Raw genomic sequence first — 18,255 nt, 5'->3', positions numbered from 1 at the left:
TGGCTCGATACCTACGCCGCTCAGTTCTGAGGATGTACGGCGTGATGCACCTCTTCCTAGGCAGTTGGTGGGGCTGCTTCTTGGTACGCCCTGCTGTTTTCGAGCAACGCGGTAGCCACTTGGAGCACGATCGTGGATCGCCATAGCTGGGTTCAGCTGATCACAGTACTGCCACATTGGAGGGAGCAAGTGATGCGACAGCCAGCGATGACACAGGGAACGGCTGCGAATGAAGGCGCAAGCAATTACTAGGGTGTCGAATGAACAGAGAACATGCAAAGCGGTGGCTTGAGTACTACGAGCGGGGTCAAAAGCCCACTCGTGTGAAGTTGAAGGCTGTTGTCTACAGCGACAAGACAATCAAGAAGCCTGTTCATTTCAAGTTGAACAACTTCGAGATGACGCTCTCGCCGTTGCCTCTAGGGCAGCAGCCCCGTTCTCCAAGCGAAGGTGGGCTCATGCCCGCTTTCGTTTGCGAAACTATCGCCGACTTCGTACATCACCGGGGTGGCAACAACTTCGACTTGTATGAATGCCTGGATCGTGTGCTGCCGGTGGCAGGCTTCAAATATTACCTTTCGATCCACTTCAACCAGTGGGAGGAGTACGACAACGATTGGATAGAAGCGGCTAGCGGTGGTGGGCGCATCAGCATGATGTGCAGCTACGAGGAGATCCCGAAGCCCAACATCCAGGCACTTGTCCAAGCCTACGAAAAACTTTCGCTGAAGAGTGACAAGAGGTCGAGGAAGGCGGCCATGCTGCGAACGCGCCTCAAGGAAGCCCTCGAACTTGAGGAGGTATCACCGCGCTTTAGCTTCATGTCCTACTACAGCATCATCGAGATCATCTCCGACGACCTGGCTGCCCACAAGGATGTCCCTTCGAGCAATCGTGTTGCAGTCGACATGGCCCGGCACTCGCTGAGCACCAAGGGCAGTCAGCGAACAAAGATCTATTTCCTGCTGCTCGCCTTTGAGAACGACTTCGATCTAGACCAGAAAATGGCACTTTCCGACAAGCGGAACGACTTGGCGCACGGTCAATTCGAATTGGAAAGTCACTACGTCGACGCATGCAAAGAACTAGCTGTATGGGCATCTGAAAAGTACGTGCTGCACCTTGCGTGCGAGGAGTCGTAGAACGAGATTCGTCTTTGGGTTTTACCCTGTTTCCAAGGGCGGTTGGGCTGAGTCTGGACTTCCCCCGGTGCGCAGTGTGTCGAACCGGACGATTCAATCAAGGGCGCCCCCCTGTCAAGCTGCGTGCCAAGGGTGCGAGTATCAGCTTGGGGGCGTGAAGCACTATAAGCCCCACGTGCACAGGCTGGCAGCGCAGTGGAAGCCCTGCGGGGGCAGTTCTCGAGGGGCGTACGGGTTCCAGCTTATGGAGCTCAGCACTTCTCGCTACACTCGAAGCTAACCAGCAAGGTGCTTCACATTTATGGACAGACCCGACACCCAAGTCATCGGCGTCTTGGCCGAAGACGAAGTCAAGACGTTATTCATGCGCTGGGGGTGGAACCCTGGCATCCACCGCATCGATCGCGGTTACGACCTGTTTGTCACCCCTGGCGAGCCATTCAAGGATCGATCCTTCTTTGTGCAGGTGAAGGGCACGGCCCGGGAGACTTTGGGGGTGGTGTCGGCTCCGGCCTCCAAGAAGCGACTACGGCAGTACGCAGAGGCCAGTCATCCGGTCGTACTGGTCCGCGCGATCAACAACGATTTCTATTGGCTCGATGCCCAGCAGTGGTGCGCCACTCATCAAGAACTGCTGTCCGGCATTGGCGACCGATCGATCCAGTTCGATCGCGGACAGCTGCTGGCCGACCGCGAACGGTTCGAGGAATTTTTGCATCGTGCTTTCCTGGCCACTGCCACTCGGCAGATCGAAGACACAGCGGGCTTAGGCCACTTAAGTGAAACACTGACGAACCTGTTGGCGCGGGCATCGAGCGAAACACCAGCTCCTTCCTTGCAGAGAGTTGAGGAACCCGCCCTACAAGATCTGACACGCGAATTGCGCGTCTCCTTCCGGGCGGGTGAAGGCCCGGAAAATCAAACCAGATTGCGGGAGGCCATTGCATTAGGACTTCCTAGAACCGTCGATGTCAAAGATCTCCACCTAACCGGTCAGAGCGTCTACGGCAACAAGGTAGGCCCCTTGGCCGGTCAACTGACCCTGACTCCGCTGAACGCCGAGCCTTTGAACCTGCTGCTCTACCCGGGCGCCAAGCCGTCCATCACGGCGCTCGCGTTGCCCCTGCCCGCCGAGCGGTTCAAGGGCCTTCAACATGGGGCTGTCAGCAACGAGCGTTTGAAAAGCCTGCTCAACTTTTCAATGCTGCCGGGCAAGCAGTATCCCACCTGTTCAGATATCGACATCTCGTTTGGACTTCGGTCCAATGTCTTGACCGGCCGTCCTCTACGGCAGTTCCACGAACTTAGCTCGCTTCCTGCTTGGGCGGAACAGATGCTCTCGCATCGTGAGGCGCATCTCGAAATACAAGCTGAGGACGGGCACGGTATGCTCGCGTTACCGGCCGCATTTGTCGATCACTTCGAAGGCGTCATCCGCTTGGCGTGGGCCCTCGGTCGTCTCCACGCGGTGACCCGAGTCCTGCAATCCGAGTTCTCGCTGCCAGACGATTTCGAGTTAACCGAACGCGACCTGGACGACATCAGCTTCGCGTTCCGGCTCCTGCGTGGTGATCAGCTTTCAATCACGCCGGGCCCGATTGAAGTCGAGCCCAGGGTTGACATCGACTACTCGAAGCAGTTTGAGATGCTGATCACAACGAATTTTGTCGTCGCCATTGCGGGACAGGAAGTTGGCGGCATCCCAGCCATAGTGGAGTTGCTAAGCTTTAATATTGTTCCCATCCCTGGGACAAACCGACTGCGCCTGGAAGGCGGCCCCGAAGGCCGGGCGCTTGTCTACTACGACGAGCACGACGACAAAGAAAGCCTCATGCGTCGCGCCGGTCAAACGACTTCATGAAGTATCGTTTGAGGAATTCGAGGGAATGCAGGTCAAGGCGGATGGCTTGATAGAAGCATGAACGCGGTGCCGAAGAGGTCAACGCTGCAAGTGCGAAGGGATCGCCATCTTCTGGAGCAGTTCCAGGTACACGACCTCCTACTCGCCGGTGACGTCGCTCTCGTGCTCAAACGTCAGAGGCAGGTTAATTTCCTCTGCCAGCAAACACGCCTTGAAGACGTAACGACTAGGCACATTGGAAAGAGCTCCTTTATCATCGTTCGATGTGATGGACTTACCCGACCGAACAGTGCCGATCCTGAGTGAGGTGCATCTGCGGATCACGTGGTCGAAGACCTTCCTTCTGCGGCTGCTTTCGCCCGCGCTTCGAAGGGCTTGATCCATGCCTGAACCGAACTAGCGTCTGCGATGAGTTCTTCGATCTCTGGCAACCAAGCGGGAGTCTCCATAGGTTGCGAGTGTTCGAATGCAGAATACTTGCTCATCATTCCATCTATGAGCTCGCAATCTTCAACTCGGATGGCGGTAAGCTTCTTCAGATGCCCCATCGTTTTGATTTCACGGCGATAGCGCATGACCATCCCGAACAGGAGGTGCTCCTCCACAGAGCGCTCAACTAGGATCCGGAAGTTGCTGCATGCGTTTCTCAGCACGGCCCATCTGATTTCGCCGTCGAAGTTCGCCGCTGATCTGGCATCACGTACAACTTTGTCGAGGCCTTCTTTGGGCTTCATCGCGAACGCGTCAATCGTGGCTGGAATACCTGCCGCACGACCGTCGCTAGCAATGGAGATGACCTGAACTCGGGCAGTTGAACCATGGAACTCCGCTCGTTTCTTGACCGCATTTTTAAGCAGAACCATCAGTGAAAGCCGGTGGGTTAACACAAGCACCTGGCGTGTCTCTGCGAGCTCCGCGATCCGATCCGCCACTGCCTCCTCGAAACGCTGATCGAGCGAAGAAATGGGGTCATCGAACACGATCGGGAGGCAACGATCGCTGCCGGTGGCATCGGCCAGGAACGCAGCCAATGCGACCACACGCTGCTCGCCCTCGCTCAATACCTCGCGGTTGTGAATGGCACGCTGCGGGCCCCTCAACTCGGCGCAGAACGTGAAACGGCCCTTGCCTTTGGATTGATGGGTCATGACCACGGGCAACCCGCGCCCACCTAGGCGCCACATTTCTGCGTTAAAGCGATCGCAGAACCCCTTGGCCAGCTCTGCACCGGCGATTTCGTTATTCTTGGTGGTCAGCGCGTTCGTCGACGTCAAGCGGATGGCCGCTTCGACTCCCTCGATCGCTCGAAGGCGTTCAACTTCTGCACTGACGTGTTCGCGGTGGGCTGCTAACCACTCCCTGCCCCTTAGCTTGAGCAACCGTGCTTGGTTTAGTTTGCGTCCTTCGACGTCGATCAGTCCCGCCAATGTGTCGCGTTGCTTTTCCAACTCGACCATCCTGGATGCTTGCGCAGCGTGCCATTCCGCCCAGTCGACCACAGGCAAGCTCGCGACATCGACAGCGACCTTCAACGCGCTTGAACGGGCTGCGACGGCCAAGCGAAGCGCTTCACTTGCCTGATGATCGAGCCCCACGGCCTGACTCACCGTTGACCAGGTCTGCGCATCGGGAATGCCCGGAAGTGCTTGGACCAGCATTACAGCGCGTAGCTCGGCGGCGGTCGCTTCCGCCTGCAATCGATCTTGGATGAAATCCGCGAACCCTTGCATTCGCGCTTTGGCGTCCCCATTGAGCTCCTGCTGACAGAGCACGCAGCGGGCGCCCTCTTCGGTGTTCGGGTGGGTATGATCGGGGTAGGCGAACGCTTGGGCATACGCCTCGGCCGACGCCCACATCCGACGCCAGGTATCTTCTCCGACGCCGGCCAGCGGCAACCCCTGGAAGAATGACGTTGCGTGTGCGGTCGCAGCCGCCCGCTTGTTTACGGCGTCGAGCTGAGCGGCCACTATTTCGCCAGCCTTCTCTTCGCCGGTTGCATGCTCCCGGTCGACAGCGGCCGCCTTGTGCTTCGCCAGGCGTTCAAGTTCGGCAACCACTTTGGCGTGAAGCTCTGCGGGGTTGGCCTGCGCCAACGCGGCCTCCAAGGTCACGCGCTCCGCTCGCCCTTCGTCGGATAGGATGCATACTTCTTCAATGGCAGCCCGTTGGGTCTTGCTGCGGAGGAGCTGGCGAAGTTCGTTGGCTGCAGGCGACTGGATGAGATCAGACGGCAGCACCGGCATCTGGGTGACCAATAGATCGGCACGCTGGCGCAGGTTCGCCGCCACCTGATCGGAAATCTGGATAAGACGGCCCACAAACTGCATTGACCGGGGCGTGTGAGTGGCCGCACTCGCGCTGTCGCCGAACTCCAAGGACGTGGCCGAGTCAAAGACCGGCACGGCTTTGAGTGGGCCCAAAGGCCCTCTCGCCGAGTCCCAACTGAGGATGGTCGTGTCGGTCGCAGGCCCGTGAGTTTCAAGTGCCCGGACTTCGATGTTTGCTGATGGGGACTCCGGCGTGAGATCGAACACGTTGCCGTGTATGGTGCCCGCCAACCGTGCTCCGCAGAGGTGCTTCATCAAGCGTGCGTAGCCGGACTTCCCGGATCCATTGGGCCCATACACGATCGCCAAGTCTGCGTCGGCAAGCTCCAACTTCGCCTGATCTCCAAGCGCGTTGACCCCTCGAACGTCGAACACGCGCTCGAGACGCAGGCCGGCCCGGCTCGGAGTTCCCGCGATGGCGCCCGGATCCAGCGGCGGCTCAGTCTGGGCGAGTTGCTTGGACGCCTCCAGAAGGCAGTGGTCAGCCAGAGCGGCGATCTCCGCGTCGGTGGGCATGCGTCGGTTTTCAACCAGCCCCCGGGCGGCCGCTCGCAGCCAGCTGGCCTTGCCGTTCAAGAATATTTCGACCTCGATAGGCGCTCTGCCGTCCTGTGGGCTCCCCATTCTTTTACTCCTCCTAGAGACGTTTCAGGCTACGCATCGGGCCAGTACTTGTGGCCGATGGTAGCACCGCGAGTTCATCGACCCGGATCCCTTCCGAAGCTGATCAGCCATGGGAGGCAGTTAGCACCTCAAATTCGTTTTGGCCGTCGGCGCGAAAGTCACCGATCACAAGCTTCCGGAGCTTTCTCCCTACCCCCGATAAATTTGCCTAATCCCCTGGCCTGTCGATGTCCCCTTCCGGCCAAAAGCGGTCTTTCAACGACTTGGTGGCAGGTATAGAGGCAGGGGCACGGCGGCTAGCTCTTGTCGATTTACCGTGTCCTTGGTGGTAAGCCCGAGCCACTGTGCCGGAAGAGCGCTCCGATCCGGCCCGAATCGAACGATGACGATCTCGGCATGCAATGTCATGCCATTCGAAAAATTCAGCGTCTGCATGGCACTGTTATCCTTCGCGGAAGTGAGCGTCACATTCCGGGTTACCTCCACAAAAGGAGATCCGCCCGCACCGGCTGCCTTCTTCGTGCATTGCTCGAGCAGGTGCACCAGGAAGCGGTTGAGCGCATAAGCCTTGGAAAAACACGCATCCTTGATGCACAGGTGCACGCTGCTCACGTCCTTGCGCAAGCTGGAAAGCAGAGCCCGCTCGACGTACTGATCTCCCGCGAGCGATGTGGCCAGTTTTTGATAGGCGGCGTCGAGGGTGGGCAGCTCCTGGTTACGGAAAGGATCCGTCGCCGTCCAGATAGCGTTGAGCCCATGCTGCGCCTCCATGGCTTGAATATCAGCCAGCGCCTCGGGCAATACCTTGTTAGTGTCCGCGGCCAAGAGCCGATCCCAAGTGGCGAGCGGGTGGTCGTCAATGGTCGCCGCTCGAAGCGCATCTTGCAGGCCACCATCGCCACCGCCGATCACTACCACTCGCGGCGGTGAGGACAGGCCACAATAAGGCTTGCGAATTTCGTCATTCGCCCAGAAGGCGTCTCCCTGCAGCAAGATGTTACCGCTGCTGTCAGTGACGATGTTGTTCTCCGCTCCCATGCCCGCAGCCAGTAGCACGAAACGTGGTACCAGCGGGGCGTATGGCTTCTGGCTTCCACCCCAAGGAGTGCCGCCATGAATGGTGACCGCACGCGTTCGCTTGCGTGGATGTCGCTTTTCCGCGATATACCGTTCGGTACGGAGCCAACGCTTGACGTCTCGATTGGTTGTGGGGCTGTTGATGCCTACCTGCAGCCTAAGTCGGCCGCCCGAATTGGCGATGGCCTGCTTGAGGATCGGCTCCCAATCCTTGACGAGATCATCTGGACTGGCCGGGAAGCTGGTGCTGAATGGCAACGCCTTCGGCTTGCCAGCAGCCCAAGGAAACAGTGCCTCATTTACTGGCGGAGGCATCTGTTGGCAGCCATGTACCACCAGTGGCCATTCGTACATGTACGGACCCACGTATCGTGTGGCGACACCGCGCTGCAACCGGAAAGGCGCATCTACCGAAGCATCGACGATTTGGACCTCCACACCGTGGCGCGCAAGCACCATGCCTGCCACGACGCCAGCGACCCCGGCACCGACGATCAGCGCCTGTTGGCCGGGCTGGAGTTGGTTGCCTGCCACAAGTGCTTCCGCAAGCGCCACGGCGCGATGGATCTGATCGCGCATGCTGACCTGATGCAAATTGCTCGACAGGTCAAAGAGGTTCGGTCCGACCTTGTAGGCCAACAACGGTAGCGCTGAGACACTGATCATCCGTGAGGTCCTTCTTCCGGAAGTCCGGCGCTGAATGCAGCGTCAAGTAAGGCATCCTGTGCGTCATCGGGTAGGCAGAACAGTACGGCGTGCCCAAGGATCTCGGACAATCCCACCCCACCGCCGTCACCGGACTCGGGTCCGGTGGGTACTCCAGGCGTACCACCTTCATCACCACCACCGTCAAAGCTTGGCGAAGGCAAATCGTTGTCAGGCGAGATGCGACCGTCGCTCCCAATTGACAGCACGCCGATTTCCGCGAGGCCGGCGAGAACTACTTCCATTTGCTCGAGGCTCTCTGGGCCTGCTAAGTTCTTCCCTTCCTTCGACCGCATGTTCTCGCGCTCCACCGCGAGCAGTCGGAGTAGGTCGCGAGCCGTTCGGGCCTGTCCGTTCCTGAGGAATTTCAGGACGTGGTAGACGTAGCTGTGTCGAAGAGCCAATGCTTTCCCCTGGGTCGCAGGATGCCCCCTGACGGGGCCGTAAATCAAATACTAGCCGGAAAGCCGCCATAGCGCTCTCAATGGCCGATGCATGCTTCGTCCCGCCCAATTCCAATTTGGCGCCTATGAGCTAGCCATGATCCGTGGTGGTGTATGGAAAATATGCAAGCGGGGCAACATAAGCGAAGCCCATCGAGCGCGCCTCATCTCGAATGGCTGTTACGGGTCGGGAGCTGCCATGCCCTCCCCCGATAAACATCCCTAATCCTAAAATTGGATAGCAGCTCCCCTGCCCTTCCCACCGGGCAAATTCCGCTCTCGGCCAAGATCGGACGCTGCCCTTACAACAACCAGCCCTTCTTCATCCGGCGTAGATGAAGGCATAGCTCCTTCCGATGCGCTGGATGCGAGCAAACCCCAGCTCACCCAAGTGCATGCCGGCGACAATCAGCCGATCTGCACTGACCATATCCAAAAGCCCTGAACGGACCGTTGCTGCTCGCTGTGGGTCCTGGTCGAATGCGATGGATACGTCGGGGCGAGCAATCTGGATATGCGGAAAATGGACGATATCGCCCCAGATCAAGGCAATCTGGCCCCCCGAATCGACTCGATAGCCGGTGTGACCTGGCGTATGGCCCGGCAGCGGGACCATGCTGATACCGGGCAGCACATCGCCCTCGGCCAACAAGCGCAAGTTGCGGCGATATCCGGCGAACACCTGCCGTGCGAGCAGGAAGTTGCCCCGGGCACGATCATTGCTGCGGGCAAGGTTGCCGTCGTCCTCCCAGAAGGACAGCTCGCGTGGGTGTATGAGCAGCTCCGCATTGGGGAAGACGGGGTGACCGTGAGCATCGAGCAGACCGCCAACATGATCAGGATGCGCATGCGTGAGCAAGATCGTATCCACATCCGTGGGCTGCACACCGGCTCGCAATAGATTGCCCCTCAACTCCCCTCCCCAGCCATTGATCCCCCCAGCACCGGCGTCGATGAGGATCGTGCGGCCCTTCCCCCGCACCAGGTAGGTGTTGATGTGGATCGAGGACGGGTCGCTGACCCCGGCCTTCAGCTGTAGCTGCGTGGCCTCGGCCGGATCGATGTGGGAGAGCAGATCCAGGCTGGCTGTAAGATGCCCATCGCTGATCGCTTGGATCAGAAAGTCACCGATCTGGAGCATGGGCAGAGCCCGTTCAACGATGGATGCGTTCATGGCCGCTCGTCAATTTCGTGCGTGGAGGGAATCACTGGCGTAGCCAAAACATCGGATGCGCGCTGTCAGCCCTGCATGGACTTGGATGGCCAGATCGAGCTGCCGCATGAATTCGTCCATAAGCTCGGACGTCCTGCCCGGTCCCACTCGATAGGCCAGTTCCGCGGACGCCGGATGGCCCCGTCCCTGACGCGCAGCCAGGTAAAGGATGTGGACGTTGTCCAACGCAGCACCGAGCACGTCCGTGCACAGCACCGCGCATCGCTCGGTGAGCGCGGTCAGACTGTCCTTCGCCGGCATCCGCTCCTCGGTGAAGTAGATCGAGAGCCTAGGCATTTGGGTGCGTCTCCACCCCTGACCGGCCTGCATCGGACACGCTCTTGAGTTGTGCTGTCACGGGCGCATACGCATGCATGCCACTGGGAAAGGACTCCATGGCTGGAAGCATCCCGGCCGGAAGGCGCGCAAGCCAGAGCGCTGCGGGAGCGTGATCCAGAGCAACCGCATGCAAGGGCTCGGGGGCGGTCCCCATCGCAATGATCGGCTCAGGGCCGACGCGACTCACCAGCAGGTAATCGCCCTGTTCGACGGCGGGGGCCCGATCCAAGCCACTGTATAGGTTGCGATGCCAGTCGGTGATGTGATGCTGCCAGCGTGCGAAGTTGCCCCCTCCCTTCCGGGCGTACTCGTCCCCCTGCAGGACCTCCAGGCCGTCTATCGAGTGAAGTGCAAGGTAGGTCGGGCACCCTGCTCCACACGCCCTGAAGCGCTGCGAGGTGTGGAAGCCCCGCACGGAAATGAGCGCGGGCAGTTTTTGCAGGCTGTAGAAATCGTTCCATTCTTCCTCGCCGGCGGAGTCGGAATAGCTGCATTCAACGGTGTAAATCATGGGAACACTCCTGGGCCGGCTTGTGCACGCGCCCCTTGTTGATGTCCCATCATGCTAGGCGTGCATTAGCTAGCATGAAATCGATGTTTCGGTATGCTTCAGTGACAAAAGATCACGCTGGATCCCCATGCGCAGGAAGATTCCCAGCAGCACCGCCCTGACCGCTTTCGAGGCCGCCGCCCGCCACGGCAGCTTTGCGCGGGCAGCGGAAGAGCTTTCCCTCACTGAGGGGGCCATCAGCCGCCAGATCGGCAGGCTGGAGTCCTTCCTGGGGGTCCCCCTATTTGAGCGGGTCGGCAATCGCGTCCGCCTCCTGCCCAATGGCGAGCGATACGCCGCCCAAGTCCGCGAGTCACTGGACCGTTTGGACCGCGACAGCCAATATCTGATGGGCCAACCTGACAACGCGGCAAGCTTGGACATTGCCGTAACGCCTACCTTCGCGATGCGATGGCTCATCCCTCGCCTTCCGGCGTTTAGCCGCATCCACCCGAACATCACTGTGCACCTATCCGAGCGCACCGAGCCGTTCGTGCTGGCCGGCAGTGGATTCGACGCCGCCGTGCACTTCGAGCACCCAGCCTGGGCGGGTATGCGCACTTACCCGCTGCTGCAGGAAGTGCTGGTGCCTGTGTGCCATCCCGCGCTCATCAAGGGCGCAAAGGCTAGCGTCCCGCTGGACCAACTGCCGCGGCTACACCGACGACAGAGTCCCGATGCTTGGCAGCGCTACGCCAAGGACTCAGGCATACCCCTCACCAACCCAGCGGTGGGTGCACGCTACGACCTCCATGCGATGTTGATTGAAGCAGCGCTTGCAGGCCTCGGGGTCGCTTTGGTGCCACGCCTCTACGTGGAGACAGAGCTGGAGCAAGGTCGGTTGGTGGCGCCATGGCCGCAAGGCGAGGCGATATCCAAGACGTTCTGCCTGGTGCTGTCCGAACCGATCGGTTTGACTGCCGGTCCGGTGCAAGCGTTTGCACACTGGTTGCAGGACCAAGCCCGCGCGGCTCGGATGGAGACTGACTTGCCGGCCACGCCGTGAGGACTCGCGCTGGCATGCATGGATGCCCGCCCAATGCATACGTGGCATTGGTTGTGGCCATCATTCGGCTGTTCCACCCATTTCTCTCGTTGAGCCAGTGCGCTTGCCGCCGGCCCGCCGAAATAGGGCCGGCGTGGTCATTGAGGGCGGCCAGTCCTGCAAGGGCTCACCAGGCGACGAAAGCTGCCCCGTCATCGGCTGGACCACCGCTGGAACCGCCACGTCGTGTTTTGCATAGGCAGTGGCCATCACCGATTGCATAAGCATGCCGGTCAACACGTCCTCGTTGAGGTCGGCCAGACTGGTGCTTTCAGTGAACCGCTGACTGCCTTTCAGCAGAGCTCAGCACATGATCCATTGGGCCGGTTCAATTGACCGGCCTGGGGATGCCGTTCGAACTGAATCTCGGAGCCACGCATAGCTGTGGGCATCTAAATGTGGAACACCGGACCTGCCGAGAACGCCGGCGAGCGCACTCTGACTCGGAAGGCAATGAGCAGGCTGGCGAGCAGCATCACTGCCGCGGCAACGGTGAGGACGGCAACGATGCCTCCCAGCCCGAACACAAGCCCGCCCAAAGCGGCCCCCGCGGCGATGGAGGACTGCACAGCAGCAACCACCATCCCACCGGCACTCTCGGCCTGGTCGGGCACTGCACGCGCCACCCAGCTCGACCATGCAACGGGCACGCCACCGAAGGCCAGACCCCAGAGCGCGACCAGCATCGCCAGCCCGTCAACGCCCACCGGCAACAGGACCATGCCGAGCGCGGCTACGCCCACCAAGGCTGGCATGATCACCAGCGTGACTTTCAAGCTGCGCTCCATGAGCCAGCCCGCCAGGAGTGTGCCGACAAAGTTCGCCACACCGAATCCGAGCAGAATCAGCGCCAGGCCATCAGCGCTCATCTGTCCCAAGCTCTCCAACGTAGGACGGATGTAAGTAAAGAGCGAGTACTGACCGGTGTGCGCCAGAACGCAGCCCAGCATGCCGACCGCAACGCCTGGCCGGCGCAGGAGCCCCACCACCGACTCCGGGACTGCCGCCTTGCGCGGGGCCATTCTGGGCAGCGTGAACCACTGGAACGCAAACGTGAGTCCACCTACCGCCGTCGCAGCCCAGAAGGCGCTGCGCCAGCCCAGTAGCCCGCCGAGGTAGCTCCCCAAGGGAACCGACACCACCGTGCCGACCGCAATGCCGCTGAAGATGATGGAAAGCGCGCGAGGCACGCGTTGCGGCGGCACCAACCGCATGGCCACGGCCGCTGCCATGCTCCAGAAACCACCCAGGGCGATGCCCAGAAGGACGCGCATCGCCAGCAGGACGGCCATGCTGGACGACAATGCCACCAGGGCGTTGGAGAGGATCATCAGACCCGTGAAACTCAACAGCACCAGGCGCCGGTCTATCGAACGGGTCAGTCGCGGCACCAGCAGGCCAGCGAACAGGGCCACTACAGCGGTAACCGTCACGGCTTGACCGGCCAGCGCCTCCGACACCTCCAGATCCGACGCCATCGGCGTCAACAGGCTGGCAGGCAGGTATTCGGCCGTGAGTAGCCCGAAGACACCCATGGCCAGCGAAAACACGGCCACCCATGCCGATGAAGACGGCTCCCCGCTATCCCTGGCCACAGAACCAGGCGCGCCTGCTGCATCCACTACGTTATTGCTCATCAAAGATCCCAGTGCATTCATGCAGCCGAGAGTCTAGGGAGCCACATCAGGATGATCTATGATTGTCCAACCTGCATTTTTGATCGAAACCCCGGGCCACCTCAATGAGCCACGCCCCACCCCAGCCCTCCGACCTGATCAGCGAGCTGCTGACCGGCATGCGGCTGCATGGCGTTCAATACCGACGTATTCAGACCGGGCCGACCTTTGGGCTTGGATTTCCCTCGAAGCTGGGCCATGCCTACTTCCATTACCTGGCAGTGGGCACTGCCATTCTTCGTGGCGAGGATGGTAGCCAACACCGCCTATCTGCCGGGGATGTCGTGCTTCTTCCCCGCGGAGAAGAGCACGCGTTGCTGTCGGGCGACGACCACCCCGTCCAGTGCCTGGAAACGATAGACGCAGCCCCGCTGGGTGACGCGGTGAGCGGGATAGATACATGCCCGAGCACACATGCCGTGCCAAGCGCGGTGCTCTTCCACGGATGCATGGTGTTCGATCTGGGCGGCATGCAAGGGTTGAGCAAGGTGATGCCAGCTGTGATGTTGGCCGATGGCAACGCTACACAGTTCCCTGGGCTGTTGCCGATGGTCGATGCGATGAAGCGCGAGGTCTGCTCCGGACGTATTGGATATGCAGGAATACTCGCCCGGTTGGCGGATGCAGTAGCCGCCATGATCGTCCGTGACTGGGTCGAGCGCGGTTGCGACGGCGCATCCGGCCTGGTCATGGCCATGCGCGACCCGCGTCTATCGCCGTCGTTGCTTGCCCTGCACCGAGACCCCGGGCGTGACTGGACCGTCGACGCGCTGGCCGCAGAATCCAACATCTCGCGCTCTGTCTTTGCGGACCGGTTCCAGGCCGTCGTGGGAACCGCCCCCCTGCGGTACGTGACCGAGCTGCGAATGCAATTGGCGAGTCAGTGGCTGACCCACCAAAGCCTCTCCATCGAGGTCGTGGCAGAGCGTCTCGGCTACGCGTCGCAGGCAGCGTTCAGTCGCGCCTACAAGCGCGTCATCGGGCACTCTCCTGGCGCGACTCGCCGACCGCGCGCATTCCGCTGATCGTGAGACGGCGCCCGACAGGCCTTGCTATGGATTGCCGAGCACGCCGAGGTACGACTGTCCTACCCGGACACCACGCATGACGCGCAGGCCCACTCGGTTGGCGAGGAAGCTCCAAGCGTGGCGGTCGTTGATTCCTGACGGCGGCTTCCGGCCAAACATCACATATGAATGGTTGGATCTGGTGATCTCTAGCTGCACAACAGACCGGTAGATCACGAAACGCACAATGTCCGCTTCCGGCCAGAAGCGGACGTTGTCCTGCTAGATCTAGGACGGTGGCTTAGCCGCCCCATCAGGCTCTCGAAGCCCTGCTCGGATTTCCTTCGCGACCTGCTTGGTGGATTCTGGCCAACCAAGCTCCATGGCCCCCACGCAGCCCCAGCAATCTCCGCCGCAGTCGGCTGAGAGCAGATCGGCAGAGACGTCAAGCTTTCGACCGCAAATGTTGCACCGGTTGCTGATCATCGACATGTTCCTCATAAGAGAACCGAGCTGCTAGGGAGACTCACGTCCGCTTCCGGCCAGAAGCGGACGTTCAACGCCCGGGTTCAGGGTTGTCCCAGCCAAAGACGGGGAAGTCCCACTGGGACCACTTGTTGGGTCTCAATTTGAGCCCTCCAGTTTGGTCAGGCGGTAGGCCATCTCGTCACGAACCTCAGTGTCCGAGTGAACTGAGAGTGCCTTTAGCGCCTCAATGGCTTCTGGAGTGCCGATGTCGAGGAGTGCGTGACTGAACCATTTTGCCACCACGCCGGACCCGGATCCGTTGTACTCGACCATGTGGAATAGATTTGAATTGAGCGCTTTAACGAGATATGGGACAGCGGACGGCTCTGCCATTAGCTGGAGCTCTCGCACAAGTTCTTGGTGACGGTCGTGCTCACGTACAAGAAGCATTTCGCAGAGGCAGACCGCTGTTTCCGTGCCTTCCGACTGGAGAGCAACCTCCAAGGCGAGATAGACGCGACCCTTGTCTCCAGCCTCGATGGCGCTACGAAAGTAGTTCAAGAGGAAAGATGAGCGCTTTGACGGCTCGATTGGATTCATAGCCCAGAAGCTCTCAACCTTCGTCAAGATGTCTTGGAACCAAGACACGCCATCCAGGCTCGGACGAAGGTTCACCGGCGGTGGAGGTGCCGCTTTCGGTTTGAACCCGCTAAACATGGGAATCCTCCGTTGATGCCCAACGCCAGAATTAAGCCGCGCCGCGAAGCGGTGTCGGTTCGAACAATTTGTTAGGCCGCGATGCCAGCGTGCTATTTATCATCGAATGCCTGAAAGAATTGGACGCTGCCCAATGTGGCAAGTGCAGTGGCAAGAATAGCTAGCGGGACTGATAGCCAGTACACCGTGACCGATTGGCCTTCAGGCATCTGAAGAAAGTATGGGAGCGCCCTCATAAGGGTGGCGGCTACCGCAAATACAGTTGAGGTTGCCAAAGTAACGAAGAACTGCTTCCTGTGCTTGCGATAGCCACGAACCTGCATGTAAAAAATTACAAATGCACATAGCGCCACCACGAAAAACTCAATCTGAAAAGCAAAGACCAAAGAGTTCACTGAGCAATCCTTAGCGGTCTAACTACCTAGTAGACGGACCCGTGGGTGCGGATATACGACTTATCCACAAAACAACGCATGGTGGGCTTTTCCTTGATACAGCTCGATCTTAGGGCGGCTGGGCCCGCCGAACAAGCCGACGTATGACCGAAGTTAGCGCTAGGCTCGGGGGCTGCACTTATTGGCTATGGGTAGCATGACGCCCCGCGGCCAGAAGCGGACATCCACCCTACCCTCTCCAACGAGCAGTTGGCGCTGTTCCCCGACTTCCATCAGCAGTCAGGTCCGTCACGTGTTTGCCGCCTCCGGAGGAAATCGTCGCGGCTGTGACGAGCCCCGGATCGTGCCATTTCGTAGCGCGGCGTCTGCCATGCAGTGATGCGGCCCAGGCAGACTTCCGCAGCACGCTCCGGCTACAGCGGACCAAGGTTGCCCAGAAGGGGCATTGAAGATCGATCCGTCCATCCCTTTGTCGCATCCGCCACGCCCGCGATCACGCCAGGCGGATGCCGACAGTCCGCAGGCAGGCACAGCCGACACCGCCGATAGCATTGCAGCGCAAGGCTCCAGCGTCGCTGCGTCGTATGCAACGATTCTTAAAATGTTGAAAGTGGTGTCGGCTTCAGCCCTACTGCATTGGCATCGCGCACAACCGGGCGTATTCCTTGCTGTGCCACCTTGAACAGGTGGCCGGGCTTCGAAACCCCGGTTCTACGCTGAAGTAAACGCTTGCCAGCCGGCATCACCCATCAGGTGGTGCCGGCTGGCAATCCGTCGGCCGGCTATGGCGGGCGGTGCGTGGAGGCCTTGTGCCTGCCGGTTCCAGCGTAGACCGGGTTTCGAACCACGCATCGTCCGCCACCTTTATCGGTGGCGGCTTCTGCCTGCACGCAAGGAGCCCTGCCATGACCAAGCCCCACTCCCCTGCCCCGCGCTCGGTCCACGACGCACCCGCGAACGGCCCGATGCTGGATTCGAACACCCTCATCGCGCTGCTGCACAGCATCGGCTCGGGCGTTGCCGCCAACGGCCAGCCCTGGCCAGAGCGGCATCAGCTGCGTGGCCGGCAGATGGCACTGGCTGATGTCGACTGCTCGCTGACGGGCCTACGAGTTGTGCTGGAAGTGCTGCTGGCGGCAGAACGCAGCCGCCAGAACGGCGAGCCGGACCAGTACGTTGGCGACCGGGTGATGGAAGGGTTGATCATGGCCGGCATGGGGCTTGCAGCCCACGCAAGCGAACAGCTGCAGCCGGCAGATTGAAAGACTGCCTTGGTAAGGTGCACGCTGGTTGTGCGCACTCCGCTGATGAAGGCGCACCACGCGGTGATGTGGGTGCTTTTCCTGGCGATGGTCGTTGCAGCACGGATTCATTGGCCGGAGCCTGAAGAGCCAGAGATCCTCGCGTACCAGGGTGTATCCGATGAGATGTTTTCGACGCTTCGTCGCCACGCGCTCCGATTCGCAGAGGCACGGGCACGGGACGGTTTCGAGTTCACAGACGGGTCGAACGCAGCGTCTTCCTTCCAGATCCAGTGCAGGGGTGTGCCGGTTCTGTACGTGGAGAGGCGGCACCCTCTTCTGTTGATCAGCCTGCCACTTGGCGCCGGGCGACGGGCGCCTGCCATCTTCTACCTGCAGGCCACGCTGCAGTGGCCACTGCAGCCGCTGAGCTATCTGGAGCAGTTCCTGGCGGGCGTGCAGGAGCCCGCCGTGCAGGATCGATTGCTGCTGATGGTCACTGGCGGCGTGCCTGAGGATGAGCGTTGTCGCGGATAGGGCAGAGCCAGATTGGCGCTACACGGGAGACATATCCGGCTCCTGGATGGAGCCTTCAAGCAACGCGACGTAGGTGTCCAGCCTAGTGCGCAGGCCGATCAGCATCCAGCCCACAGCGTAGAGCACCACCATTCCGAAGATCAGCAGTGCGCCGAGCAGACTGACGTCGAAAGCCCCCGCCCAGTCGCCCCATTTCCATCCACGGAACTGCAGGTAGAGCGCAATCAATACAGGGAATGGACCAAGACGCTGCAGTCCCCCATACATCATTCCCATGCGTTCAATCATGTTGGTGCGCAGGGTGCTGACGTATTTGAGTCGCCGTTCGCGCTCGATCCTGGGGAAGGCTCGAAGGTCAGCGACCACTGCTTGCCAGTGCGCAAAATCGCTATCCATTTCCCTCGCATGCGACAGACGTGGCTGGATGAACTGCCGAACTCCTCTCCGCGCCGCCAGGATGCCTCCCACGATGAAGCCGCCAATCTCTACCGCCAGGCACACGACGACCAACGGCAACACCACGCTGACTGGGAGCCATCGATCTGGAAGCTGGCTGCTGAGAATACCTATGACGGCTGCGAGCATGCCCACTCGGAACGACCACTTCTCCAGCCGGCCCGCCTTCGGGTAGATGCTGCGTTCGACCAGTTCCTGCACACGCTCATAGAGCCAGTGGAAGGTCAGTTCCTCCCGCGGCTTGGTCTGCGCGGGTGAATCGAATACGGTTCCTGTCTGCATGTCCATTGCGCCCCCTGCCCCACCGGCGTTTGTGTCGGTCACCGAATCGTAGCCGAGACGGGTTTCAGATGGCGTCTTGCCGGCCAGCGGCCGGCACTACGCTTGCATTACAGGAGCGCGGAATTGCAATTACCGTGACGCGTCACGGTG

15 protein-coding genes are annotated in these 18,255 nt (G+C 60.4%); 6 read left to right on the top strand and 9 right to left on the bottom strand.

Annotation, left to right across the window (positions count from 1 at the left end; all coding sequences use genetic code 11):
• Positions 1–260 precede the first annotated feature (260 nt).
• Both ACFX4F_RS03225 and ACFX4F_RS03220 read left to right on the top strand, forming a co-directional pair.
• Complete coding sequence (locus ACFX4F_RS03225; protein ID WP_205507998.1) at positions 261–1,142, top strand: hypothetical protein; 882 nt, start codon at positions 261–263, stop codon at positions 1,140–1,142.
• Between the two features lie 301 nt (positions 1,143–1,443).
• The gene (locus ACFX4F_RS03220; RefSeq protein ID WP_380652221.1) at positions 1,444–3,003 is read left to right on the top strand and encodes a hypothetical protein; all 1,560 of its coding nucleotides are present in this window, start codon (positions 1,444–1,446) and stop codon (positions 3,001–3,003) included.
• A 320-nt stretch (positions 3,004–3,323) separates the two neighbouring features.
• Here ACFX4F_RS03220 and ACFX4F_RS03215 read toward each other — a convergent pair whose 3' ends face one another.
• From ACFX4F_RS03215 to ACFX4F_RS03195, 5 genes are all read right to left on the bottom strand, one after another.
• Positions 3,324–5,906 (bottom strand): AAA family ATPase, encoded by a 2,583-nt coding sequence (locus ACFX4F_RS03215; protein WP_380652218.1) that lies wholly within the window; start codon positions 5,904–5,906, stop codon positions 3,324–3,326.
• 303 nt (positions 5,907–6,209) lie between these two features.
• Complete coding sequence (locus ACFX4F_RS03210) at positions 6,210–7,697, bottom strand: FAD-dependent monooxygenase (RefSeq protein WP_380652215.1); 1,488 nt, start codon at positions 7,695–7,697, stop codon at positions 6,210–6,212.
• A gap of 804 nt (positions 7,698–8,501) precedes the next feature.
• A complete protein-coding gene (locus tag ACFX4F_RS03205; protein ID WP_380652212.1) occupies positions 8,502–9,353 on the bottom strand; it encodes an MBL fold metallo-hydrolase in 852 nt (283 codons plus the stop codon).
• A 9-nt stretch (positions 9,354–9,362) separates the two neighbouring features.
• Complete coding sequence (locus ACFX4F_RS03200) at positions 9,363–9,689, bottom strand: hypothetical protein (protein WP_380652209.1); 327 nt, start codon at positions 9,687–9,689, stop codon at positions 9,363–9,365.
• Positions 9,682–10,242 (bottom strand): hypothetical protein, encoded by a 561-nt coding sequence (locus ACFX4F_RS03195; RefSeq protein ID WP_380652206.1) that lies wholly within the window; start codon positions 10,240–10,242, stop codon positions 9,682–9,684. Before ACFX4F_RS03195 ends, ACFX4F_RS03200 begins: the two co-directional genes overlap by 8 nt.
• Before the next feature lie 127 nt (positions 10,243–10,369).
• On the opposite strand from ACFX4F_RS03195, the gene ACFX4F_RS03190 reads away from it, so the two are divergent.
• Positions 10,370–11,287 carry a LysR substrate-binding domain-containing protein gene (locus tag ACFX4F_RS03190; RefSeq protein ID WP_380652203.1) on the top strand — a complete coding sequence of 306 codons (918 nt, stop codon included), beginning with the start codon at positions 10,370–10,372 and terminating at the stop codon, positions 11,285–11,287.
• A gap of 431 nt (positions 11,288–11,718) precedes the next feature.
• Here the strand turns inward: ACFX4F_RS03190 and ACFX4F_RS03185 are convergent, their stop codons facing one another.
• On the bottom strand, positions 11,719–12,963 hold the full coding sequence (locus tag ACFX4F_RS03185; RefSeq protein ID WP_380652200.1) for an MFS transporter: 1,245 nt from the start codon (positions 12,961–12,963) through the stop codon (positions 11,719–11,721).
• Positions 12,964–13,067: 104 nt separating this feature from the next.
• On the opposite strand from ACFX4F_RS03185, the gene ACFX4F_RS03180 reads away from it, so the two are divergent.
• Complete coding sequence (locus ACFX4F_RS03180) at positions 13,068–14,027, top strand: AraC family transcriptional regulator (protein ID WP_380652197.1); 960 nt, start codon at positions 13,068–13,070, stop codon at positions 14,025–14,027.
• A gap of 606 nt (positions 14,028–14,633) precedes the next feature.
• Here the strand turns inward: ACFX4F_RS03180 and ACFX4F_RS03175 are convergent.
• Both ACFX4F_RS03175 and ACFX4F_RS03170 read right to left on the bottom strand, forming a co-directional pair.
• Positions 14,634–15,194 (bottom strand): HEAT repeat domain-containing protein, encoded by a 561-nt coding sequence (locus ACFX4F_RS03175; protein WP_380652194.1) that lies wholly within the window; start codon positions 15,192–15,194, stop codon positions 14,634–14,636.
• Positions 15,195–15,286: 92 nt separating this feature from the next.
• Entirely contained in the window at positions 15,287–15,589 is a 303-nt protein-coding gene (locus ACFX4F_RS03170; protein ID WP_380652192.1) for a hypothetical protein, read from the bottom strand.
• Between the two features lie 905 nt (positions 15,590–16,494).
• Between ACFX4F_RS03170 and ACFX4F_RS03165 the strand changes: the two genes are divergently transcribed.
• Positions 16,495–16,851, top strand: coding sequence for a hypothetical protein (locus ACFX4F_RS03165; RefSeq protein WP_380652189.1), 357 nt, complete (start codon positions 16,495–16,497; stop codon positions 16,849–16,851).
• Positions 16,852–16,881: 30 nt separating this feature from the next.
• A complete protein-coding gene (locus ACFX4F_RS03160) occupies positions 16,882–17,367 on the top strand; it encodes a hypothetical protein (RefSeq protein ID WP_380652187.1) in 486 nt (161 codons plus the stop codon).
• A gap of 18 nt (positions 17,368–17,385) precedes the next feature.
• Here ACFX4F_RS03160 and ACFX4F_RS03155 read toward each other — a convergent pair whose 3' ends face one another.
• On the bottom strand, positions 17,386–18,111 hold the full coding sequence (locus ACFX4F_RS03155; protein ID WP_380652184.1) for a hypothetical protein: 726 nt from the start codon (positions 18,109–18,111) through the stop codon (positions 17,386–17,388).
• Positions 18,112–18,255 lie beyond the last annotated feature (144 nt).

Origin of the sequence: Stenotrophomonas sp. YIM B13575 (assembly GCF_042787595.1) — a bacterium.
Lineage (GTDB): Bacteria > Pseudomonadota > Gammaproteobacteria > Xanthomonadales > Xanthomonadaceae > Stenotrophomonas > Stenotrophomonas lactitubi_B.
This window is presented reverse-complemented; position numbering and strand designations above follow the sequence as displayed.